Here is a 2,080-nt window from a genome sequence, read left to right as displayed (position 1 = left end):
GTTCGGGGTGGCGGGGGCGGTGGCCCTGGCGTCGTGGGCGGTGGCGGACCGGCAGGGCTGAGGGGCGCACGTCGCCACCTCTGCGGCACAGGCGCTCGGCGCATATATCGCGCGCCCCGCACGGGCCCTCGCCGGTACCGTCTCGTCCGACATGAGGGGAACGGGCGGGATGAGGCTGGGGATCACGGAGCACCGGGTGCGGCTCGGTGCCGAGGAGTACCGGGTGTTGCGTACGACGGGGCTGCGCCGTGCGCTGTGCCGTGACAACGGGCACTGGCTGGACTTCTGGGTGGACCGGGCGGCCGCGGCGGAGCTGGCGGCGGCCTGGCTGCTGGCGGCGCGCTCGCCCCGCTCCCTGGTGCACGTCCCGCTGCGGAAGCGTGGTGAGCGGCCCGTGGGCTCCGCTCCGGCCGAGCCGCATCAGGCCCGTGATCTGCTGCTGACGCATCACTCCCGGCAGTTCCCGGCCTCGCGCTGGAAGGCGGTCCGGGGCCGGCTGGGGCACGGCAGCCCGCACACGGTCGAGTTCCGCCGGGCGGATTTCCCCGGCCCCGCGGACCGCCCGGTCCCCGGGGCCCATCACGCCGGGTTCCGCGACCGGGTCCGGCTGGCCACCGCCGCCGACACCCTCGTGCTGAGCGGCAGCGCCCTGCCCTTCGCGGACACCGCCGCGGACTTCCTCGACCTGGCCGACACGGGTCCCGGCTGGGACATCCGGTGGCGCGGGTCCGGCGGGCACGCGTGTGCCGAACTGCACCAGGCCTCCGGGCTGTTGGACCGTTCGGTGCCCCTGGTGCATGTCGAGTACTGCCCGGACTGGGAGCCCGCGCCGACCGGCGGTTAGCTCCGGTGCGTCAGCACGTTCACCACCTGCCCGTCGGGGTCCCGTACGACGTCCGGGCCCGTCGCCCCCGATCGCCGTCGACTTACCGTTGTCCCCGCTTTCTGTTATCCCCGCTCCCGCCCTCGCGTCTCCTCACCGTCCCCAGCCACAGGCACGCGAGGAATGACGCACGTGACTTCGACTTCACTGTTCAGCCGCCGCACCATGCTCAAGGCGACCGGAGCCGTCGGTGCCATTGGAGCCGTCGGTGTCGGTACGGCCCTGCTGGCAACCCCCGCCGCGGCCGCCGGCTCCGCGTACGCGCACCCGGGTCTGCTGCACACCACCACGGACCTGGCCCGTATGGCGGCCAAGGTGAAGGCGGGCACCGCCCCCTACACCGCCGGATACGCCAGGCTGACCGCCAACCGGCATGCGCAGAGCGGCTGGACGGCGAACCCGCAGGCGACCATCGTCCGCGGCGGCTCCGGCCAGAACTACGCGATCCTCTACAACGACATCCACGCCGCGTACCAGAACGGTCTGCGCTACCACGTCAGCGGGGACAGCGCCCACGCCGACACCGCCGTGGCGATCCTCAACGCCTGGTCGGCCAGGCTCACCACCCTCGCCGGCAACGCGGACCGGTTCCTCGCCGCCGGTCTGTACGGCTACCAGATCGCCAACGCCGCCGAACTCGTCCGAGACCACCCGGACTTCGAGCTCGACCGTTTCAAGGAGATGCTGTCCGGGGTCTTCGCGCCGCTCAGCGACGACTTCCTCGTCCAGCACAACGGTGCCGTCGACTCCAACTACTGGACCAACTGGGACCTCGCCGCCATGACCTGTGTGCTGGCCACCGGAATCTTCTGCGACGACAAGGCCCAAGTCGGCCGTGCCGTCGACTACTTCAAGCACGGCGACGGTCTCGGCTCGATCAGGAACGCGATTCCCGTCGTGCACGACGACGGGCTCGCCGAGTGGTTGGAGGCGGGGCGCGATCAGGGGCATGCGCTGCTGGGGGTCGGGCTCATGGGGACGTTCTGCGAGATGGCGTGGAACCAGGGCATCGATCTGTACGGCTACGACGACAGCCGCTTTCTCAAGGGGGCGCAGTACGTGGCGAAGTGGAGCATGGGTGGGGAGGTGCCGTTCACCGCGAACACGCGGGCCAAGGGGGCCGTCAACGGGTGGTCGGGGTCGGAGGTGTCTCTTATACCCCTCTGACCCTGCCGCCGACGCGCGAGGTGTAAGTGC

The 2,080-nt window shown here is 71.4% G+C and carries 1 protein-coding gene and 1 pseudogene; both read left to right on the top strand.

The features are described from left to right. The first annotated feature begins 169 nt into the window (after positions 1–169). Positions 170–844 (top strand): hypothetical protein, encoded by a 675-nt coding sequence (locus HLK59_RS49740; protein WP_171148284.1) that lies wholly within the window; start codon positions 170–172, stop codon positions 842–844. A gap of 204 nt (positions 845–1,048) precedes the next feature. After that, a pseudogene (locus tag HLK59_RS49735) lies at positions 1,049–2,029 on the top strand (alginate lyase family protein); the annotation flags it as partial. Positions 2,030–2,080: the final 51 nt, after the last annotated feature.

The sequence above is a fragment of the Streptomyces sp. S3(2020) genome (assembly GCF_013044505.1).
Taxonomy (GTDB): domain Bacteria; phylum Actinomycetota; class Actinomycetes; order Streptomycetales; family Streptomycetaceae; genus Streptomyces.
The sequence above is the reverse complement of the archived record's forward strand: the minus strand, read 5'-3'. Positions and strand labels throughout refer to the sequence as shown.

What these genes read in the sequence shown, in the direction of transcription:
- HLK59_RS49740 (WP_171148284.1), top strand. Translation starts at nt 170, where the DNA reads ATGAGGCTGGGGATCACGGAGCACCGGGTGCGGCTCGGTGCCGAGGAG.